The sequence below is a fragment of the Marivita sp. GX14005 genome (assembly GCF_023370775.1).
In the GTDB taxonomy this organism is placed as follows: Bacteria; Pseudomonadota; Alphaproteobacteria; order Rhodobacterales; family Rhodobacteraceae; genus Marivita.
Genome location: NZ_JAMCCQ010000002.1, coordinates 348725 through 368932 on the forward strand (window position 1 = coordinate 348725; position 20208 = coordinate 368932).

Consider the following 20208-nt stretch of genomic DNA (forward strand, 5'->3'; position numbering starts at 1 on the left):
AAACCCCGGCTGACATTATATTCGTTCTTTGAGCCACAGGTTTTTTGCGCTACGTCAAAATCAGAACAAAAATAAGCCGAACCCGAAAACGGGCGGCCTTGAGGTAAAGCGGTGTTGTTATGAATGCGATTGATTTCGTTGCCCGTACCCCTGCGGGTGCGACCGAGCGCGGTGTTGTCGGGGAAAGCGGACAGGCTCTTCTGATCGACGCCGGGGGTGGGCGTCAGGTGTCCCTCAACCTTCATCGAAACGATCTGCGCGGCTACGACCGCGCGGGAAACGATCTGCAGATCACGCTGGCCGATGGGCGCGTGATCGTGCTGGAGGATTATTTCGGCGCCGAAGGGTCGGGCCGCCTGTTCCTCAGCACGGACGGTGTTCTGCACGAGGTCAGTTTCGCGCAGGGCGATGGCGGTGCGCTGTTCGCGCAATATGGCGAGGTAGCGAGTTGGGGCAAGTGGAGCCCCGACGATGCGCTGATCTTCTTTGACCGGCCCGAGGTGGTTGCGGCCGATATGGTCGCGGCCGAGGAGGAGGGTGGCGTGTCCATGCTGGCAGCCGGTTTGCTGGCCGGCGGCGGGTTGCTCCCGGTGCTCGGCGCGGGCGCCGCTGTGGCGACCGGCGCGGCGGTGATGGGCGGCAATGGCGACGGCGACGACGATGGCGGCAAGCTGGTCGACTCGGGCGGCGAAGCGGGCGGTCCGATCACTCCGACGGTGAATGACGGCGAGGTGAAGATCGGCGGCGACGATCTGACCGACGAGGACCGCACCGTTCTGGTGAGCGGCACCGCCAATCCCGGCGATACGATCACCGTGGTAATCGGCGACAAGACGCAGACAACCACGACCGGCGATGACGGAACATGGGAGGTGATCTTCACCGGCCCCGATTTCCCGGCCGATGGCAGCTACACCGCCGATGTGACGGTGACCGGAGAGGTGGACACGACATTGACGGGTCCCACGGTCATCATCGACACCACGCCGCCGCCCGTCGCCATCACCAGCGGCACGATGGCGAGCGGAGAGATCATCACCGACAGCGAATTCGACGGCGGCGCGACCGTGACCGGCACCACCGAACCGGGCGCCTCTGTCGCGCTGGTCGCTGGCGGTGTGAGCCACGGCGCCGATGTCGATGCGCAGGGCAACTGGAGCGTCACGCTGACAAGCTCGACTTTCGAGCGGGGCGAATACGTCGCCGATATCAAGGTCGTGGCGACCGACAGTTTCAACAATTCCACGACGATTACCGATGGCATCCAGATCGACACCGTGTCCGGCGTGACCATCGATGCCGCCATGATCGAGACCGATGGCGTCATCAATGACGAGGAACGCGCCGATGGTGTGCAGATCACCGGCACCACCGATCCCGGCTCGGATGTTTCGGTCGAGATGAACGGCTATACGCGCGCGGCCAATGTCGATGCGCAGGGCAACTGGAGCGTCACGTTCGCGGCAACGGAAATTCCCGTGGGCGAGCAGATGCTGACGATCAACGCGACCGCGACCGATGCGGTCGGCAATGTCAGCGAAGCGGCGGGCGATGTGCGACTCGATACATGGGTGCGCAATTTCGACATCACCAGCGAAGCGGGCGGCGCGGATGGCGTCGTCAATGGCGAGGAAGCGGAGCAGGGCCTGAGCGTCACCGGCACGACAGAGCCGGGCGCAAATGTCACGATCAGCCTCGGCGGCGTTTCCCGCCCCGGAACCGTCGATGCGCAAGGCAACTGGAGCGTGACCTTCCTGCCGGGCGAATTGCCGGGCGGCGAGCAGAGCGCGATCCTCACGGCAAGCTCGACCGATCCGGCGGGCAATACCGTGACCGAGACCCGCAACGTGGTGTTCGACACCGACGCGGGCCTTCTGACGATCAGCCCCGAACCGGTCGAGGGCGATGATATCGTCAACCAAGTCGAAGCCTCCGATGGCGTGACACTGACCGGCACATCGACGCCGCATCAGATGGTTGATGTGGCGCTCGATGGCGTGACCAAGACGGTCCAGACCGATGCGTTCGGGCTCTGGTCCGCGTCCTATGGGGCGGGCGAAGTGCGCCCCGGTGAACATGAGGCGCAGATCACCGCCTATACCGTCGATGCCGCCGGCAACGAACTAACGCGCACCGACAGCGTGATGGTCGATACCATCGTGCGCAATTTCGCGGTCAGCAGCGCGCCTGTCACCACCGATAACGTCGTGAACGGGGCCGAACATGCCGCCGGCGTGACGCTCAGCGGCACGACCGAGCCGGGCGGCTCGGTCACCGTGGCTGTCGAGGGGATCACGCGGATCGCCACTGTCGATGCGCAGGGCAACTGGAGCGTCAGTTTCTCGCCTGTCGATCTGCCGACCGGCACCTACAGCACCACGGCGCAGATCAGCACCGAGGATGCCGCCGGAAATACCGCGACGACAACCAAGATGTTCCGTGTTGATACCGAGGTTGCGCCGCTCACCTCGACAACCACTCCCGGCGGCGCCGATGGTGTTGTAAACGCGGCCGAAGCCAAGCAGGGCTTTACCCTGACCGGCGATGTGGAGCCGGGCTCGAGCGTCACGGTCACGATCGACGGTCAGACGATGACAGCGCAGGTCGCGGTCAGCGGCGCTTGGTCCGTGGCCGTTCCTGCGAGCATGATCCCGGCGGCCGATGGGGATACGGTCTCCATCGGGATTTCCGCCACGGATCGGGCGGGCAATACTGAATCCATCACGCAGGAGATGGTCGTCGATACCATCGCCCCGGATGCGCCGGACATGACCTCGATCACCCGTGACGATAGCGAGCAGGTGCGCGGTCTGACTCTGGAAACGACGGAGCATGACGTCGCGATCAGCCGCGTGACGGGGAGCGGCGGGCATCAGCCGGTGGAAGTGACCGAATACGTTCAGGGCGATGAGACGCAGTATAGTTTCAATCAGAACGTCCCGGACGGCTCGCATCTTGTCGTCACGCAGACCGATGCGGCGGGCAACACGTCCGGCACCTATATCTTCGTCGATGATCCGGCCTCGACGCAGAACGGCGTGACCGTGATCGGCAATCAGGGCGCGAACGAGATCAAGTCCATCGATCTCGAATTCGCCGACAACGCATCGCTTACCCTGACCGAAGCACAGGTTCTGGCCCTGTCGGGAGACACGAACGAAGTGCAGGTGCATGGCAACGCGAACGATTCCGTAACCCTTGCGGGCGCCACAAAAAGCGGCGCGCGCACCGAGAACGGAACGACATTCAACGTCTACGATCTGGGCGATGCCACCGTGCTGATCGACGAAGATATCGGAAACGTCACGATCTGACGCGAAGGACCGATCGTTCGGACCGGCAAGACGCGCGGTCCGGGCCCCGACACAAGACAAGGTTTTACGCGGGGGCTCAGGGAAGATGAGGCAGAGCAGAAGAGCCATCGCTGGCGCATTGCTTGCGGCGACCGCCTTGTCGGGATGCCTGAAGGACGTTCGAGACGGAGATGCCGTCTCGCGTTTCCTGAACGTCCTGCCGGGCGCGGAAGGCCCGCGCGTGCCGCCCGCCACCGACAGGCAGGCCGCGGTCTCGCCAGTCATCCTCGATCTCTCGGCGCGGCAAAGCGTTCTTGAACCGGGCACCCCCTATGCCGAGGTTGCCGCCGGTGTGCTGGCCGCCGATGCGCGGGTGGCCGAGGCGGAGCTGCAGGTCGCCCAGCTTCGCGCCGAGGCCGCGTCGCGTAACTGGCTGCCGACCCTTTCGCCGCGCGTGTCGCTGACCTCGCTGGGCGATCTCGTCGCCGACCTGGTGCTCAATCAGGTGCTGTTCGACAATGGACGCAAGAAGGCCGAGCGGGACCTTGCGAAAGCCGATGTCGAACTGGCCGCTGTCGCTTTGTCGGAAAGCAGCAATTCGCGGGTGCATGAGGGGCTGAGCCTCTACCTGCAGGCCGAAGAAGGCCGCGCGGCAAGCCGGCTTTACGCGCAGGCGCTCGACGAGATGGCGCGGTTCGAATGGGTCATGCAGGAGCGCGTAAGGGGCGGGGTGTCGGATCTGTCGGATCTCAGCGTGGTGCGGCAGAAGCTTGCCAATCTGCGCGCGCGGCATGCGGCGGCAGAGGAAAAGACGGTTCGGGCAGTGGCGGAGCTGGAGGCGATGGCGTCCGTGCCGCTCGGGGATCTGCGCGGGCTTGGAGATCTGCGCCAGGTAACCCAGGTTGAGCCGCCCGAGGTCCTGCGCGTCATGGTCGAACGCGACCGGCAGCTGGCGAAGGCGCGCATTGCGCGGGCGCAACATCTGCCCGGTCTGTCCTTGGGCGGGAGCGCACGTGGCGGCGCCGATAGCGTCACGCTGACGGGCAGCAGCGACACGCCGCTCGGTTTCGGCACGGGCGCTGCGCTCCGTGCCGCCGAGGCGGGCAAGCTGACCGCTGATCGCAAGGTCACCGAAGCGCGCGATCTGGCCCGCCGCGCCATCGAGGCCGACGCACGTGAGCAGGCCGCGCTGGCCCGGCAAGCGGAGGAAGCCGCGCTGCTGACCCGGCAGGCGAAGGAAAACCTCGATCTCTTCCGCCTGCAATACGAATCCGGCACGCGGCAGGTCATGGATGTGGTCGGAGTTTACGAAACCTTCCTGCGAGCGTTGGAGAAGGAACTCGATCTGAAATACCGCGCCGCACGGGCAAGGCTCGACGCGGCGAAGCGGCTGGGCGTTCTGGCCGATGGGGCGCGGATTTGAGCGGGCTGTCGAATATCAGGCTCGTCGGCGGGCCAGCGGGCAATGCCGTGCTGCGCATGGCCCCGGAGAGCCGCGCGGCCGCGAACGAGCCGGGCCGCGCGCCGCGCCATTCGGACCGCATCCGCGCGCGCACCGAATTGATCCGCGCTTATGCGGGCCGGCTCGGCCTTCCCACCGCCGCCGCCGATATTCAGGACGCGATGAGCCGGCATCCCGGCACAGACGGCGCTGTCGGCGAAGCGGCGCTTCTGGCAGGTGTGAAAGCGGCCGGGATGCTCGCGCAGAGCCGCCATGGCGCGCATCTGACGCCGGACCAATGGCCGGCCATCGCACTGATGACGAATGGCCAGGCGGTGCTGGTCCTGTCACAGGACCGCATGACGCTCACCATCTGGGACGAAACGGCCCCGGACCGAACCGAACGGGTAGAGGCATCGGAGTTCGCGCCGTTTTTCAGCGGTGTGCTGATCCGGGGCGAGGCACCTGTCGAAACGCTGGTTGGACTGCACGCCGAAAAGGGTGATGATCCGCACTGGTTCTGGGGCAGTTTCGCGCAATATGGGCGCCAGTTCGGCGAGGTCGCTCTGGGATCGTTGGTCGCCAACCTGCTCGCGGTGGCCGTCGCGCTTTTCTCGCTGCAGGTCTATGACCGCGTGATCCCGCATCAATCGACGGCCACGCTCTGGGTGCTGGCGATCGGGGCGGGAATGGCGATCGTTCTGGAAGGGTTCCTGAAAGTCGCGCGGTCCAGCTTGCTCGATGGCGCGGGGCGGCAGATCGAAACCGGCGTGCAGAAGACGCTTTTAAACCGGATCCTCGGGATGCGCTCCGACACTCCGGGCCGCGCGCCCTCGCAGCTTTTCGCCGCCATGCGCGAATTCGCCTCTGTGCGCGAGTTCTTCACCGCATCGACCATCGGCGCTTTGGCCGATATCCCGTTCATTCTGCTGTTCCTCTTGCTCGTGTGGTCCATCGCGGGCAGCGTTGTCTGGGTTCTGATCGCGGGCGCGCTGCTGATGGTCGTGCCGGGCTTCCTGCTTCAAAAGCGAATGATTCGCATCACGCAAGCGATGCAGGGCGCCTCGACCCGGCAATCGCGCCTGCTCAACGAAGCCGTGAGCGAGCTCGACACGATCAAGACGCAGCGCGCCGAGGACCGTTTCGCCCGGCAATGGGAAGAGTTGACGAGCGTTCAGTCGCTCAAATCCTCCGAACAGCGCCGCCTTGCAGCTGCGCTGACATTCTGGAGCCAGGGCGTGCAGCAGGCCACTTATGTCGCCGCCGTCATTGCGGGCACCTATCTGGTGTTCGCCGGCGAATTCACCGTCGGCTCGATCATCGCCGTGGGCATCCTGACCTCGCGCACGCTTGCGCCTCTGACCCAGCTTTCGGGCATCATGGCGCGTTGGGGCAACGTCCGGGCCGCGCTCGATGCGCTGGGCGGGGTGGCGGAACTTCCGCAGGATCGCAGCGACGGCCGCAAATACCTGCGCCGCGACCGGCTGAACGGGCGGTTCGAGCTGCGCGAAGTGGCGTTTCGCTATGACAAGGAAAGCGTAGCGGTTCTCGATATCCCCGGCCTTGCGATCCAGCCCGGCCAGACGCTCGCCATCCTCGGTGCGAACGGGTCGGGCAAATCCACCCTGCTCAAGCTTCTCGCCGGGCTTTATGGGCCGACTTCCGGAACGATCCTGATCGACGGCACGGACATGAGCCAGATCGACATGCGCGATCTGCGCCGCTCCATCGGCTATCTCGGTCAGGACGTCCGGCTGTTCCATGGCAGCCTGCGCGACAATCTGAACCTCAACATGCTGGAGCGCGATGACGACCGGCTTCTGGCCGCGCTGGATTTTGCCGGGCTCGGCCCGTTCCTGCGCGGCCATCCGCAAGGGCTTGACCTGGAGATCCGCGATGGCGGGGAGGGGCTTTCTGTCGGGCAGCGCCAATCCATCGGCTGGGCGCGCCTCTGGCTTCAGGATCCGGCGATTTGCCTGCTCGATGAGCCGACCGCGGCGCTGGACCAGACCTTGGAGAAAACGCTGATATCGCGGCTCGAAACCTGGCTTGAGGGCCGGACTGCGGTAATCGCGACGCACCGGGTGCCGATCCTTTCGCTGGCAAGTCGGACCAGCGTGCTGGCCAATGGCCGCCTCGTCGTGGACGGGCCGCGCGACCGGGTGCTCGACCATCTGCGCACGGCGCAGGGAACTTGAGCCGATGACGCTGAGCACGACCGACCTTTCCGCCCAACTCGGTCGCCGACTGCGCGGCCCGTCGCTGGTGATCTGGCTGTCGGCCGCGGCGCTGTGGCTCTTCGTCATCTGGGCGGCCTATGCCTGGATCGACGAGATCGTGCGCGCCGAAGGCGAGTTCATCTCGACGTCGCGGCCTCAAAGCATCCAGAACCTCGAAGGGGGTATCCTGGCCGAATTGCTTGTCCGGGAGGGCGACGAGGTCAAGAAGGGCGACATCCTCGCCCGGCTCTACGGCACGCAATTCGAATCCTCCGTAGGCGATCTCGAGGACCAGATCACCGCGCTGGAGATCCGCCGGCTGCGGATCGAGGCCGAAATGGCCGGACTGGTCGAGTTCGTCATCCCGCCGCATCTGGCGCAGCGCAGCCCGGAAATGGCGGCGTCCGAAAAGGCGCTTCTGGCAGCGCGACAGCTCGATTTCGAGGCGCGGCGCGACGGCGCGCGCCGCGTTCTGGAGCAGGCGACCGAGGAAAAGCGGCTTTTGGAGGACCTTCTGACCAAAAAGGTCGTCGCGCTGATCGAGGTGACCCGCGCGCGAAAGGCCCATGCCGATGCCCGCATCAAGCTGGACGAGATCGTGACCCAGGCCGAGCTACAGCGCGCGCAAGCCTATTCCGAGACATTGAAGGAACTCGCCACGCTGAAGCAAAACCTGCGCGCCTCCCGCGACCAGTTGAACCGGACGGTGTTGACCAGCCCGATGCACGGGATCGTCAACAAGCTGGGCGTGACGACGATCGGCGGCGTCGTGCGGCCGGGCGAGGAGATCCTGCAGATCATCCCGCAGGACGAGGAGCTTTTCGTCGAGGCCCAGGCGGCCCCGCGAGATATCGGCGGGCTGCGCCCGGCGCAGGCGGCGACGATCAAACTGTCGGCCTATGATTACACGATCTACGGATCGTTGAGGGGCCATGTCGACGTGATCTCCGCCGACAGCTTCAAGGATCCCCGCCGCCCCGAGGCGCCGGCGCATTACAAGGTCACCGTCCAGATTGATCCGACTTCGATCACCGAGCGGCAGCGCAGCCTCGACCTTCGCCCCGGCATGCAGGCGACGGTCGAGTTTCACACTGGAGAAAAGACGGTGCTGCAATACCTGCTCAAGCCGCTCTACAAGTCCCGCGAAGCCCTGCGCGAGCCATAGACGTGGAAACGTGCGCGATCCCCGTCGCGAGCCTCTTCACCGGGTTGCCGAGCATTCGGAAATAGAAGAGGCGGGGGCGGCGTTTGCGGATGAACAGGTTTTGCCATCGTCCAAGGGCGGCAGGCTACCGCATGGATGCAGAAGACGGATGTTGGTAAAACGCGCTGTGCGGTGCCGGGAGGAACACCTGCGGAAAGATGCTGTGCAGCCAATCGACCACGGTATGTACCTTTTTCATCTCGCAGGTGTCCGGGTGCAGATGCAGTTTCAGGGTCCGGTGCAATTCCGGCGGACCGGGCGCGACACGCCGGAGGCGGCGGTCCTGTTCGGCGAGACACATCGGCAAAAGACCCTTGCCGATCCCGCCCGCGATGGCCGCAAGGAGAATGCCGGCGTCGGTTGCCGAAAGGCGGACCTTTTCATGGGGTCGGCGCATCTGCAAAGCGGCATTGGTAATCGTTTTCGGGGCGGCGTCTTCATCGAGGAAGATCACCCAATCGTCGGTGTTCGGCGGTGCCTTGCGTGACCGGTAGAGCGCATAGGGCACCTGACCGAGCGCTACGGCGAATTCACCATCACGCGGGTCAACCTCGAACCAGAGGGACACCGAGGCCTCGCCGCGCGCGATAACGCGCGGGGTCAGGCTCAGAAGTCGCAACTCCAGTCGCGGGTGTCGGGCCAGAAAGGCGGGCATCGCGATATCGGCGAGCCTGTTGAGCATCCACGCGTTGCCGAGCAGGCGCACAAGGCCGGCCGAGCCCTCCATGGCGGTTTCGGACATGTCCTCGGCGAGGGCATGCGCGGCCGTTTCGATCAGGATCGCATGGCGCAGGGCGATTTTTCCGGCGTCGGTCAGGACGAGGCCGGACTTGGTCCGGACGAACAGGATCACCCCAAGCTCGGCTTCGAGGCAGGACAGCCTGCGCGCGACGGTGGACTGATCCATTCCGAGGAACAGCGCGGCCTTCGATTGAGATCCCTCGCGATGCACCGCCAGCAGGATCTTGAGGTTTTCCCATGTCATGTTCCGTGGCCTTCGAGCGAGAAACGGGTATTGCCGCATAAAGCCTATGTATTGGTGCCTATTCCGCCGCCTGTCACCTTACGGCTAGCATCGATCCTAGCACAGGCAGCGCCCGACGCCGAGATCGGCTGTGAAAGGCCTGCCGCATTGCCCGAAAATCGCAGCCGTGGAGGAATATGACATGCCGATCACGTCGACAGAGCTCGAACGGGTCCTGCTGGATGCCAGCCTGCTCAGGGATTTCCGCAGGAAACTGCTCACCGATCCCGTCGAAACCCTGCGCGGGCGGGGCGTCGATATTCCCGATGGTGTCGAGATCAGGATCGTGGAAGACGATTTAAGATCGGTCACGATCCCCATTCCGCCTTTCGTCGGGCGCAACATAGCCGCCAATTCGCTCAACGAGGAATTCGCCGATAACGACTGGACGGCTTGCACGTTATGCGTGCTCACCTCGATCATCTGCACCGCCGGCACGACCACGTCGATCATCGTGGCGACGCAGGACTAGGGTTTTCGCGAATGGACATGAGGCCTGCTGTCCTGTCGTTGAGGGAGGCGGAACGGTTGGCCTGCACGCCCGTCCTCGGCCCGGTCTTTGCAGAGCATCTCGCCGAGGAGGAGCGCACGCTCGAGGCCGCGCTTGGCCGATTTGCGCCGGAGCGCATCGATCATGCCCAGATCAAACGCGATGCGCTGGATTGGCTGCAGGTCATTCTCGGGCGGCTCACGAACGAATTTGTCTTTGAACGCTTTGCTGCATTTCGTGCGGTTCATGACCGCTTCTGGAGACCGGGCGTCTCCACAGGTCCGGCGCGACGAACGCTGGTGAACTCTTTTTCGTCATCCTCGTTCTGGCGTGACTGCCTTGATGACAGTGGCACCCCGACGCCCCTCGGGCGTCTTTTGGCGAGCCTGACGGAGAACTGGCGTTCGGCTGTCATGGAAACGGTCGAACGGCTCGACATGCATCGAAAAGAGGCGGCGGCGATCATCAGCCCGGGCGCGACCGATCCGGGACGACTAGAAACGCTGGAATTCGGTCTTTCCGATCTGCATTGCCACGGACGTTCCGTGGCGATCGCGCGTTTTGCCTTGGGGAGCGTGGTCTACAAACCGCGCGACATCACCACCGAGCAGGTCTGGAACGACACCTTCGCCTACGTCTTGCAGCGCACGTTCGGGGGAACGACCGATATGCCGCGTGTGGCGAGGATGGCCGGTTTTGGACTGGTCGAACACATCCGTCCGGCGCCCTGCGAAACCGAAAGCGATGTGGAGGACTGCTACAGGCGCTTCGGTGCTATCGCCGCGCTTGCGCATGGGCTCGGCGCGACCGATCTGCATCACGAGAACATCATCGTTCGCGAGGCTGTCCCCTACGTAATCGATGCCGAAACAATGTTGCCTGCGAGCCTGCGGCCGCGGGACGAGGCTGTTTGTCATGCCGCGCATTCCCTGAACGCGCCCCTTCGGACTTTCCCGTCAATCTATGCGTCGGGCCTGCTTCCCGTCCGTGTCGCACAGCGGCGTGCGGCAAGCGGGTCGCAGAAGAGCGCCGAGAGCGAACATACGATGGGCGGTCTGGCTCCGTTCGGGTTGGAGGCGATCAATGTGCTGGTGCCGGTCAACCCCGATACGGACGAGCTTTCCTATGCCGCCTGTCCGGCATGTGAGCGAAGAGTGAGCAACCTGCCATTTCGGGTGGGCCGAACCGTGCTTCCCGTGGACAAGGTAGGTTTTGTCGTCGAAGGATTTGCCCGGGCCTATGACACGGTTCTCAAGGAAAAAGATGCAATCCGCGATCGCGTGGCCGCCGGTCTGGACACGGCGCCGATCCGCCTCGTTCCTCGACCGACCCGAATGTATGCAGCGGTCATTGCCAGATCGCTTTGTGCCGAGACGCTGGCGTCACCATCCCGCCGGCGCGCCGCAATTCGGAGCGATCTTTCCAGCGCGTCCCGTGCCGAGATCGATGTGGACAATACGCTGCTCGAAACCGAGGTTGCACAGGTTTTGCACGCGGATGTGCCCTATTTCGCGCTCGGTATCCGCGAAAGCATGATCGACGGCGCCGAACTGGGTGCGACGCCCCTGAGGCAGATGAGCGATCGCCTTGGCGAATTGGGCGACGACGACAAGGTGTTGCAGACGGCAACGCTCGGGCTTTCTGTCGGGGCGGAGGCAAACATCGTGGACTCGCCGCAGCCGGAAGCGGACCCTCGATTGCGCAGGTTGAACACGCTGTTGCGGGTCATATCCGAGGCGGCGCAATATGACGCATCGGGATTATGGTGGCCGCAGGTGACGAATGATGAAGGCCGGCCCGGAACCCGAGCGCATCGCGACCGCGAGGCGCTTTACGATGGCTCTGCCGGTACGGCCATCGTGCTTGCAGAGGTGGGGCGTATTCTCGGTCGATCCGAGCTTTGCGAGATGGCAAGGGCTGCGTTGCTCTATCCCGGATGCGGCGAACTCGCGGCTGAACGGGGTCCCGGCCTCGCACGGGGTCTGGGCGGATTTTGCTTTGCATTGCTTCGCGCTGGAACGGCTTTGCAGGATGATGCGATGATCGCACGCGCATTTGATTTGCTGCATCGCCATGCGCCGCGAATGGTCGGATCGGACAGCCCGAGCGACTTGATGTTCGGGCGTGCGGGATTGTTGATGGCGCTGCTTGCCGCCGAAGCGGCGGAACCCGGTCCGGGCCTTCGGGCAATCGCAGACGGAGTGGCGCGCAATCTGATCGCGGACAAGGTGGATGGACCTGAAGGATGTTTCTGGCCCGGTGGCACGGGCCGCCCGGCACTTCATGCCGCGCATGGAGCGACCGGAATCGCGGTGGCATTGGCGCGTTGGACGGCCTTGCGCGGCGATGGGTCGAGCCTGGATACGGTGCGCGCAGCGCTGTCTGCGGATGATCGTTTCTGGCGCGATCATCTGAACGGCTGGCAGCACGTTCCGAACATAGAACCGCCTGCGGCCGGCTGGAGTTGGTGCGGCGGGCGGGCCGGGGCAGTTTCCGCCCGGAGTCTGGTATGGAATTTGGTCGGGCATCCGTTCGATATCGAACGCGCGTATCGCGCCGCTTCGGCAGAGGCCGGGGGAAGTCTGGTCCGACCGGCGCTGGGGCTGTGCTGCGGAACGTCCGGCATATTGGATGCGCTGTTGACAGGGGCGCGGGCTTTGTCAGGCGGCGCTACCCGTGAACTGCAGGCCAGAATGGTGCAACGTGCGGGTGAGGCAGAAGAAATCTTGATCGGCTCGACTGCGCTCGGAAAAGTGAATCCTCTATTCACAACGCTTTTTTCGGGCGGCGGCGGCGCTGCCGGAGCGCTCGCCCGGAGCCTTTGGCCGGATCGGATCGGCTCACTGGTCTGGTTCGAATGAAGCGCGGGCGATCCCGGCGGATCGCTTGCCGACGTCGCGACCGGTTGCGCCGCGAACGGCTACGCGTTGCTGTCCATCCAGATCGTAACGGGGCCATCATTTGTCAGGGCGACCTTCATATCGGCGCCGAAACGGCCCTTGGCCATCGGGATCCCAAGTTGGCTGATCCGATCAGCAAAACACTCGTAGAGCCGTTCCCCCTCTTGCGGGGCAGCCGCCGTGGAAAAGCCGGGGCGATTGCCGCGCGAAGTGTCGGCGGCGAGAGTGAACTGGCTGACGATCAGTGCGCTGCCGCCGCTGTCGATGATGGAGCGGTTCATGCGACCCTCCTCATCTTTGAAGATACGCAGCTTGGCGATCTTTGCAGCGAGTTTTTCGGCGTCGGCTTCATCATCACCCTGCATCGCGCAGACGAGGATCAGCAGCCCGGGGCCGATCTTGCCGATCATCTCGTGATCGACGGTTACGGAGGCGTCGCTTACGCGTTGGAGGAGCGCGCGCATCTGTCAGGCCGCCAGCCCGTGCGCACCCATATCGAGGAACTTGCGCCGGCGAGCCGCGATCAGCTGCTCGGGTGCGGTTTCCTGTAGCTCATCCAGCATTTGCCGCAACGTGTCCCCGACAGCCTGAATGGTCTCGGGAGCGTCGCGATGTGCCCCGCCGAGCGGTTCGGGGATGATCCGGTCGGCGACGCCAAGCTTGTGCAGATCCTGCGCGGTAAGGCGAAGCGCTTCCGCCGCCTCTCGCATCTTCTCCGCGTCTTTCCAAAGGATGGATGCGCAACCTTCCGGCGAGATGACGGAGTAGACCGAGTGTTCCAGCATCGCCAGCCTGTCGGCGGTGGCAAAGGCCACCGCGCCGCCCGATCCGCCTTCGCCGATAATGACCGACAGCAGCGGCACTCCGATCTGCAGGCATTTTTCCGTCGATCTCGCGATGGCCTCCGACTGGCCGCGCTCTTCCGCGCCCTTGCCGGGGAAAGCGCCGGGCGTGTCCACCAAAGTGATGACGGGAAGGCGAAACCGGTCCGCGAGATCCATGAGCCGGACGGCCTTGCGGTATCCTTCGGGCCGGGCCATGCCGAAATTGCGCTTCAGGCGGCTTTGCGTGTCGTGCCCCTTTTCGTGGCCGATCACGACGACCGGGCGATCGTCCAGCCGCGCGAGACCCCCCATCACGGCGTCGTCATCGGCGAAGTTCCGATCGCCGGCCAGCGGTGTATATTCGGAAAAGAGCGCTTCGATGTAATCCTTGCAATGCGGGCGTTCGGGGTGGCGGGCGATCTGGCATTTGCGCCAGGGCGTCAACTTCTTGTAGAGATCCCGGAGCAGCGTCGCAGCCTTCGCATCGAGCGCGCGCGCCTCGTCTTCGATATCCATCTCTTCGTTGGCCCGCGCCATGGCGCGCAGTTCTTCGGCCTTGCCTTCGATTTCAGCCAGCGGTTTCTCGAAATCGAGATAGTTTGTCATGCGCCTTGCGTCCTTTCGCCCTTGGCTGCCGGCTTATATGACTGGCTCGCGCGCGATTTGCAACGCTACGGAAGCACCACCGGAACCAGGGAGGCAACGAGCAGCAAGGCCATCGCGCCGTTGAAGATCCGCAAGCGGGCCGGGCGGTTCAGCAAGCGCCGCAACTGCTGGCCGAGGATCGTCCAGCTTGTCGTCGAGATACAGCCCATCGCGACATAGGTGCAGGCAACCCAGAGGATCGCCGCCAGATCGCGTCCCGTGGCGTAAAGCGTGATCGCTCCGAGCGCCATCGACCATGCCTTGGGGTTGACCCATTGGAAGGCCGCCGCCTGCAGGAAGCTCAGCGGCGTGCCGGCGCCGTCGGGCGCATCCTTGGGCGGCGCGGCATTGGCGATCTTCCAGGCGAGCCAGAGCATGTAGAGCACCGAGGCGACCTTCAGGACCGTATAGGATACCGGCCACATATCAAAAACCTGCATCACGCCCAGACCGACTGGCACGATCATCAGCGGAAACCCGAGCCCGACACCGATCATATGCGGGATAGACCGGCGAAATCCGAAGTTCGCGCCGGAGGTCATGAGCATCAGATTGTTCGGCCCCGGCGTGATGACCGTGACAAGGGCGAACCCGGCAAGGGCGATGAAGATGTCGAGTGTCATGGCGTGCAGGATATGCGATCCGAATTGCGGTGTGGTTGCGATTTATGGATACCATCGGATGAATTTCGCAATATAAATCGAACATGGATGAGATTGATCGCAAGATATTGCACTGCTTGGAACAAGATGGCCGAATAAGTAACCTCTCGCTGGCCGAGCGGGTGGGGCTGTCGCCGTCTGCATGTCTGCGCCGTGTCGGGGCGCTCGAACGGTCGGGTGTCATCAAGGGGTATCGCGCGGTTCTCGACCTCGAAAAGACCGGGGCGGGGTTTGTAGCCTATGTCGCGGTCGGCTTGAACCAGCACACCAAGTCTGCGCAGGAAGCATTCGAGCGGGGAATTCTGCGCTGCGCGGATGTTCGGGAATGTCACAATATCACCGGAACCGTCGAATATCTGTTGCGCGTCGAGGTTGCCGATCTGGCGGCCTACAAGCACTTCCATACCGAGGTTCTGGGCGTTCTTCCGCAGGTCAATGCGTTGACCTCCTATGTCGTCATGGGATCGCCCAAGGATGACCGTGGGTAAGCTATGTTTGAAGCACAAGGCGGGCTTGCGGGGTTGGCGGTAGCGCTGACAGCCCGCTGGCATACATTAGCCGCACGGAGGAGAACATCTGCCCAAAGGTAAGTTCCGTGGACCATAAAATTCGAACCGCACCCGCAACACCGGCCGCCGAAGCCCTGGCCATTCTCGACGAAGCATACGCCTATTACCGCCCGGAGCCGAAGCTCGTCAGTGTGACCAACTCCGCACCGGCCCCGGTGATCAGCGAATACTACGCCGCCTGACGCGGCCATCCGACCTGTTTGTGCGGAGCGCCGCCGATACGCGCGCCCCGCGCTTGATCGGGGCCGGATTTTGGGTCAGAGCTTCGGCATGAACATGCCCCTGACGCTCCGATTTTCAGCGCTGATGAGCCTTTGCCTGGTCGCGGCCTGTTCGACGCCCGCGCCGGAGCCAACCGTGTCGCGCGCGCTCTATCCCAACGAAACGCCGGAATTGCGCCGCCTGATCGTTGAAGCGGCGAATGAGAACGATGTGCCGGTCAGCCTGGTGCAGCGCGTCGTCATTCGCGAGAGCACCCATCGCCCCGAGGCCCGGAACGGGCCGTATTTTGGGCTGATGCAGATCCTCCCAGCAACTGCGCGCACGATGGGGTTTCGCGGCGCGCCATCCGATCTGCTCGATGCCGAAACGAACCTGAGATACGCAACGCGCTATCTGCGCGGCGCATGGCTCGTTGCCGAAGGCGATGAGGCAGAGGCGGTCGGCTGGTATGCGCGCGGCTATTATTACGAGGCCAAGCGCATGGGCCTGCTGGACGAAACCGGCGTGCACGGGCGCAAGGATTGGGATTGAGCGGGGCCGGATCTTCCTAAAAGTCTGACCCCCTCGCGGTTCTAGCGTCGCTTACTGCTTGGCGATCATCTCGGATTGCCGCACGATCACCTCGGCCTGTTTGATTGAGGCGATATCGACAAGTCGGCCCTTGTAGACGGTCGCGCCTTCCCCTTTCGCCTTGGCGTCTTCCATCGCGGAGAGAATTTCGCGCGCTTCCGTGACCGCGTCATCCGAGGGGGTGAAGATCTCGTTCGCAAGCGGGATCTGTTTGGGGTGGATGGCCCATTTTCCCACCATGCCGAGCGTTGCGGATCGGAGCGCCTGCGCACGAAAGCCCTCATCGTCCGAGAAATCGCCGAACGGGCCGTCCACGGGCAGCACGCCATGCGTTCGGCAGGCCGCCACGATGGCCGTCTGCGCCCAGTGCCAAGGATCGGACCAATATTTCGCGCCGTCCTTCAGCATGTAGTAGTTGTCCTGCGTGCCGCCGATCCCAGTCGTCTGCATCCCCATCGACGCCGCGAAATCCGCCGCGCCGAGGCTCATCGCTTCGAGCCGCGGGCTGGAGGCGGCGATCGCCTCGACATGCGCAAGCCCGGCGGCGGATTCGATGATGACCTCGAAGGCGAGTTTCTTCTCGCGGCCCTTCGCAGCCTCCACCGCTGTCACCAGCGCATCAACCGCATAGATGTCCTCGGCGCAGCCGACTTTGGGGATCATGATCTGGTCGAGCCGCGGCCCCGCCTGTTCGAGCAGATCGATCACATCGCGATACCAGTAGGGCGTATCCAGTCCGTTGATCCGCACGCTCAGTGTCTTGTTGCCCCAATCGACATCGTTGATCGCCTCGATCACGTTGCTACGTGCGCTGTCCTTGTCTGTCGGGGCAACGCTGTCTTCCAGATCGAGATTGATCACATCGGCCGCCGATCCCGCCATCTTTTCGAAAAGCTTGGTGTTGGAGCCGGGACCGAACAATTGGCACCGGTTTGGGCGGGCCGGCGCGGTAGGTTGGATTCGGAAGGACATGATGCACCTCTTGGTAAGGATGTTTCGTGTATCGCTTCTCTCGGGTTAGGAAATTGCACGATGCTTCGCAAGCGCATTTTGCAGATGCAGAAAGATCAAATGATGGCCGAGTTTGTCGAAGATTGTCCCGCGTATTATGAGATTTGCGATATAATATTCGCAAAAATCGGCGTTTGGCATCAGGATTTGCAGAGAATTTGAATTGCCTTCATTCCAAGCTTCCGCAACCGACATACCCGACGACGAGGTCTCCCATGATCCGCACGCCCTATCTTCTGTTTCTTGGCGACGCACCCGATGCGCTGGCAGCAAAGGTCGCCTATGGCATACGCGATTGGCGCCCCGAAAACTGCGTCGGACAATACCGCCTCGAAGGCTGTGGAACGGATCTCGGCCTTGCCGACATGAGCCTCTCCGAAGCCAGGGCCGCCGGCGCCGAAACGCTGGTGATCGGCGTTGCCAATCGTGGAGGAGTGATTTCGCAGGCGTGGAAAAAGGTGCTGGTCATGGCGCTGGAAGAGGGATTCGATCTTGCCTCGGGGCTGCACAACCTTCTGCGCGACGAGCCCGATCTCGTTGCCGTGGCCGAGGCAACGGGCCGCGCGTTGCACGATGTCCGGGTGCCCGAGGTGGCCTATCCGATCGCCGATGGCGTGAAGCGCCGCGGCAAGCGCGTGCTGGCGGTGGGCACGGATTGCTCTGTCGGCAAGATGTATACCGGGCTCGCGCTTGATCGCGCGATGCGCGACAAGGGGATGAAGGCGACCTTTCGGCCGACCGGCCAGACGGGGATCCTGATCACCGGCGATGGCGTTCCGCTGGATGCGGTGGTGGCCGATTTCATGGCCGGTTCCGTCGAGTGGCTGACACCGGACAATGAAGACGATCATTGGGATATCATCGAAGGGCAGGGCAGCCTGTTCCATGTCTCCTATTCCGGGGTCAGTCTTGCGCTCATTCATGGCGGACAGCCCGATGCGCTGATCCTGTGCCACGAGCCGGTGCGCAGTCATATGCGCGGATTGCCGGGATATTCGCTGCCATCGCTCGAAGCGCTGCGCGACACCGCCCTGCTATTGGCGCGGATGGCCAACCCGGCTTGCGAGGTGGTGGGCATTTCGATCAACACGCAGCACATGAGCGCCGAAGATGCGGAACGCTATTTGCAGGAAGTGGAAGCGCGCATGGGGTTGCCTTCTGTCGATCCGTTCCGGCAGGGTGCGGATCGGCTGGCGGACGCTTTGGCGGCGTTGTAGGCCTGCCCCATCGCCGCGCGTTCGTCAGCGGCGGATATGAGTATTTGGAACGAGAAGAAACGGGAAGGGGGCGCTCGTGATCGAGGTGACGCGTGATGTATTCCGCTTGGCTCAGGTGTTCACGATCTCGCGCGGAAGCCGCACGGAGGCACAGGTTCTGACGGTGCGGATCACGCGGAATGGCGCGCAGGGACGCGGTGAATGCGTGCCCTATGCCCGTTATGGCGAGACATTGGACAGCGTGACGGCGCAGATCGAGAGCCTGCCGCAGGATATCGACCGCGCGGGTTTGCAGACGGCGTTGCCCGCCGGAGCCGCGCGCAACGCGGTGGATTGCGCGCTGTGGGATCTGGAGGCGAAACGTGCCGGATGCCGTGTCTGGGAACTTGCCGGGCTGCCCGAGCCTGGGCCGGAGGTGACGGCCTATACCTTGTCGCTGGATACGCCGGAGGCCATGCGCGCGCAGGCGACGCGCAATGCGCAGCGCGCGCTGCTCAAGATCAAGCTCGGCACGCCGGACGACATGCCGCGGCTCGAAGCAGTGCGCGCGGGGGCGCCGGAGGCGAGGATCATCGTGGATGCGAATGAAGGGTGGAGCGCGGAGGTCTATTCCGATCTCGCGCCGCATCTGCAAAGGCTGGGCGTGGCGCTGGTGGAGCAGCCCTTGCCGGCAAGCGAGGATGACGCGCTTCTGGGGCTGGACCGCCCGGTTCCGCTGTGTGCCGACGAGAGCTGCCATGACCGGGCATCGCTGCCGGGGCTGATGGGCAAGTATGACATGGTCAACATCAAGCTCGACAAGACGGGCGGGCTGACCGAGGCGCTTGCGCTGCGCGACGCGGCGCGGGCCGAGGGGTATGACATCATGGTCGGGTGCATGGTGGGCTCGTCGCTGGCGATGGCGCCGGCGGTGCTGGTGGCGCAGGGCGCGGCGATCACCGATCTTGACGGGCCGCTGCTTCTGGCCGAAGACCGGGACGAGCCGTTGTTGTTTGACGAAGCGGGCGTGCATCCCCCGGCGCCCGGTCTTTGGGGATAAGGAGATCCGCCCATGACGCGCACCGTTTACGTGAACGGAGAATATCTGCCCGAGCATGAGGCGAAGGTCTCAATCTTCGATCGCGCCTTTCTGATGGCCGATGGCGTTTACGAGGTGACGAGCGTTCTTGGCGGCAAGCTCATTGATTTCGCGGGTCATGCCCGGCGGCTGGAGCGTTCCCTGCGTGAGCTCGATATTCGGAAGCCGGCGATGTTCGACGACCTGCTGGAGATTCACCGCGAGCTTGTGCGGGTGAACGGCATCGAGGACGGGCTGGTCTATCTGCAAATCACGCGCGGCGCGCCCGGCGATCGCGATTTCGTCTTTCCCGATCCCGAAACGACGGAGCCGACGGTCGTGCTTTTCACGCAGAACAAGCCGGGCTTGGCCGATAACCCGGCTGCCAGGACCGGGATCAGGATCATCTCCATCGACGACGCGCGCTGGGCGCGCCGCGACATCAAGACCGTGCAGCTTCTGTATCCCTCGATGGGCAAGATGATGGCCAAGAAGGCGGGCGCGGATGACGCATGGATGGTGCAGGATGGCTGCGTGACCGAAGGCACGAGCAACAACGCCTATATCGTCAAGGGCAACACGATCGTCACGCGTGCGCTGTCGAACGATATCCTGCACGGGATCACCCGCGAGGCCGTACTGCGCTTTGCCGATGAGGCGCAAATGCAGGTTGAGGAGCGCGATTTCACCATCGATGAGGCCAAGGCGGCGGATGAGGCCTTCATTACCTCGGCATCGGCCTTCGTGATGCCCGTGGTCGAGATCGATGGGGTGCCGCTGGGCGACGGTGCGCCGGGGGCGCGGACCTTGCGACTGCGCGAGATATACCTCGACGAAAGCCGCAAGGCGGCGGTCTGAGC

17 protein-coding genes are annotated in these 20208 nt (G+C 63.8%); 12 read left to right on the forward strand and 5 right to left on the reverse strand.

What is annotated here, in order from left to right:
• The first annotated feature begins 119 nt into the window (after positions 1 to 119).
• The 4 genes from M3465_RS07905 to M3465_RS07920 all read left to right on the forward strand — a co-directional run bounded on the left by M3465_RS07905 (position 120) and on the right by M3465_RS07920 (position 8118).
• Complete coding sequence (locus M3465_RS07905; protein WP_249501199.1) at positions 120 to 3314, forward strand: Ig-like domain-containing protein; 3195 nt, start codon at positions 120 to 122, stop codon at positions 3312 to 3314.
• 85 nt (positions 3315 to 3399) lie between these two features.
• Positions 3400 to 4716, forward strand: coding sequence for a TolC family protein (locus M3465_RS07910; RefSeq protein WP_249501200.1), 1317 nt, complete (start codon positions 3400 to 3402; stop codon positions 4714 to 4716).
• A gap of 56 nt (positions 4717 to 4772) precedes the next feature.
• On the forward strand, positions 4773 to 6932 hold the full coding sequence (locus M3465_RS07915; protein ID WP_249501615.1) for an ATP-binding cassette domain-containing protein: 2160 nt from the start codon (positions 4773 to 4775) through the stop codon (positions 6930 to 6932).
• A 4-nt stretch (positions 6933 to 6936) separates the two neighbouring features.
• A complete protein-coding gene (locus M3465_RS07920; RefSeq protein ID WP_249501201.1) occupies positions 6937 to 8118 on the forward strand; it encodes a beta-barrel domain-containing protein in 1182 nt (393 codons plus the stop codon).
• 124 nt (positions 8119 to 8242) lie between these two features.
• Here M3465_RS07920 and M3465_RS07925 read toward each other — a convergent pair whose 3' ends face one another.
• Entirely contained in the window at positions 8243 to 9142 is a 900-nt protein-coding gene (locus M3465_RS07925; RefSeq protein WP_249501202.1) for a LysR family transcriptional regulator, read from the reverse strand.
• A gap of 181 nt (positions 9143 to 9323) precedes the next feature.
• On the opposite strand from M3465_RS07925, the gene M3465_RS07930 reads away from it, so the two are divergent.
• Positions 9324 to 9653 carry a hypothetical protein gene (locus M3465_RS07930; protein WP_249501203.1) on the forward strand — a complete coding sequence of 110 codons (330 nt, stop codon included), beginning with the start codon at positions 9324 to 9326 and terminating at the stop codon, positions 9651 to 9653.
• Positions 9654 to 9664: 11 nt separating this feature from the next.
• Positions 9665 to 12532, forward strand: coding sequence for a type 2 lanthipeptide synthetase LanM (gene lanM / locus M3465_RS07935; RefSeq protein ID WP_249501204.1), 2868 nt, complete (start codon positions 9665 to 9667; stop codon positions 12530 to 12532).
• A gap of 59 nt (positions 12533 to 12591) precedes the next feature.
• On the opposite strand, the gene dtd is transcribed toward lanM, so the two are convergent.
• The 3 genes from dtd to M3465_RS07950 all read right to left on the reverse strand — a co-directional run bounded on the left by dtd (position 12592) and on the right by M3465_RS07950 (position 14663).
• Entirely contained in the window at positions 12592 to 13035 is a 444-nt protein-coding gene (dtd, locus tag M3465_RS07940) for a D-aminoacyl-tRNA deacylase (RefSeq protein WP_249501205.1), read from the reverse strand.
• Between the two features lie 3 nt (positions 13036 to 13038).
• Positions 13039 to 14001: an acetyl-CoA carboxylase carboxyltransferase subunit alpha gene (locus tag M3465_RS07945; protein WP_249501206.1), complete on the reverse strand. Its 963-nt coding sequence runs from the start codon at positions 13999 to 14001 to the stop codon at positions 13039 to 13041.
• A 65-nt stretch (positions 14002 to 14066) separates the two neighbouring features.
• On the reverse strand, positions 14067 to 14663 hold the full coding sequence (locus M3465_RS07950; protein WP_249501207.1) for a LysE family translocator: 597 nt from the start codon (positions 14661 to 14663) through the stop codon (positions 14067 to 14069).
• An 83-nt stretch (positions 14664 to 14746) separates the two neighbouring features.
• Here M3465_RS07950 and M3465_RS07955 point away from each other — a divergent pair, with 83 nt between their 5' ends.
• From M3465_RS07955 to M3465_RS07965, 3 genes are all read left to right on the forward strand, one after another.
• Complete coding sequence (locus M3465_RS07955; RefSeq protein ID WP_249501208.1) at positions 14747 to 15190, forward strand: Lrp/AsnC family transcriptional regulator; 444 nt, start codon at positions 14747 to 14749, stop codon at positions 15188 to 15190.
• Between the two features lie 107 nt (positions 15191 to 15297).
• Complete coding sequence (locus M3465_RS07960; RefSeq protein ID WP_249501209.1) at positions 15298 to 15453, forward strand: hypothetical protein; 156 nt, start codon at positions 15298 to 15300, stop codon at positions 15451 to 15453.
• A 94-nt stretch (positions 15454 to 15547) separates the two neighbouring features.
• Positions 15548 to 16024, forward strand: a complete 477-nt coding sequence (locus tag M3465_RS07965) for a transglycosylase SLT domain-containing protein (RefSeq protein WP_502846109.1) — start codon at positions 15548 to 15550, stop codon at positions 16022 to 16024.
• 51 nt (positions 16025 to 16075) lie between these two features.
• Here M3465_RS07965 and M3465_RS07970 read toward each other — a convergent pair whose 3' ends face one another.
• The gene (locus M3465_RS07970) at positions 16076 to 17035 is read right to left on the reverse strand and encodes an L-malyl-CoA/beta-methylmalyl-CoA lyase (protein ID WP_249501211.1); all 960 of its coding nucleotides are present in this window, start codon (positions 17033 to 17035) and stop codon (positions 16076 to 16078) included.
• Between the two features lie 254 nt (positions 17036 to 17289).
• On the opposite strand from M3465_RS07970, the gene dgcN reads away from it, so the two are divergent.
• The 3 genes from dgcN (at position 17290) to M3465_RS07985 (ending at position 20206) form a co-directional block, all read left to right on the forward strand.
• Positions 17290 to 18291: an N-acetyltransferase DgcN gene (gene dgcN / locus M3465_RS07975; RefSeq protein ID WP_249501212.1), complete on the forward strand. Its 1002-nt coding sequence runs from the start codon at positions 17290 to 17292 to the stop codon at positions 18289 to 18291.
• Positions 18292 to 18367: 76 nt separating this feature from the next.
• Positions 18368 to 19330 (forward strand): N-acetyl-D-Glu racemase DgcA, encoded by a 963-nt coding sequence (dgcA, locus tag M3465_RS07980; protein ID WP_249501213.1) that lies wholly within the window; start codon positions 18368 to 18370, stop codon positions 19328 to 19330.
• Positions 19331 to 19342: 12 nt separating this feature from the next.
• The gene (locus tag M3465_RS07985) at positions 19343 to 20206 is read left to right on the forward strand and encodes a D-amino-acid transaminase (protein ID WP_502846103.1); all 864 of its coding nucleotides are present in this window, start codon (positions 19343 to 19345) and stop codon (positions 20204 to 20206) included.
• The last annotated feature ends 2 nt before the right edge of the window (positions 20207 to 20208 follow it).